The 756-nt window shown below is 56.2% G+C and carries 1 protein-coding gene; it reads left to right on the top strand.

Translation table 11 applies throughout. The features are described from left to right. Nucleotides 1-635, top strand: a 635-nt coding sequence (locus ETG88_RS22180; protein ID WP_164971844.1) for a tetratricopeptide repeat protein, incomplete at its 5' end; no start/stop codon positions are given. Between the last annotated feature and the right edge of the window lie 121 nt (nucleotides 636-756).

Genomic DNA, 756 nt, shown 5'->3' with positions numbered 1-756 from the left:
TTGCTCATGCTGACGAACCCGGTAGCCAATATAAAGAACAGGCCGAAGCGGGCGACGCGCGCGCTCAGTACTATCTGGCCGATACCTACTTCAGCGCAGGTGACGATCAGCAGGCTGCGCTGTGGGCGGAGAAAGCGGCAAAAGGCGGCGATGTCGATGCCGTGGCGCTGCTGTCGCAAATCCACTTTAAGCATGCCGATTACGCCCAGTCCAAAACCCTGGCGCAACAGGCGACCATTGCTGGCAGCAAACGCGGGGCGATCATGCTGGCGCGCCTGCTGGTAAATACGCAGGCCGGTAAAACGGACTATCCGCAGGCAATCAAACTGCTGCAAACCGCCACGGATGATATCGACAACGACTCTGCAGTCGATGCCCAGATGCTTTTGGGGCTGATCTACGCCAACGGCGTATCAATGGCTCAGGACGATGCTCAGGCGCAAATGTGGTTCAAACGCAGCTCAGCGCTTTCGCGAACCGGTTACGCGGAATACTGGGCAGGAATGGTTTTCCAGCAGGGCGAAAAAGGGTTTATTGCCCCGAACAAACAGAAGGCGCTGTACTGGTTCAATCTGAGCTGTAGCGAAGGGTTTGATACCGGATGCGAAGAGTTTGATGCCTTGAGCGGGGAGTAATCTCCCCACGCTTAAAAAAGTCAGCCGGGTCAGGCGAAACCGCCCCCCGGCTTTTTATATTACTGATCGGCAGTCTTATCAAAACGACCCAGCACGTCGCGTTCGTACGCCAGCGCCTTTT

The organism is Lelliottia nimipressuralis (assembly GCF_004115925.1).
Lineage (GTDB): Bacteria > Pseudomonadota > Gammaproteobacteria > Enterobacterales > Enterobacteriaceae > Enterobacter > Enterobacter nimipressuralis.
Note: the sequence above shows the minus strand (reverse complement) of the source record. Positions and strands in the feature narration are given on the sequence as shown.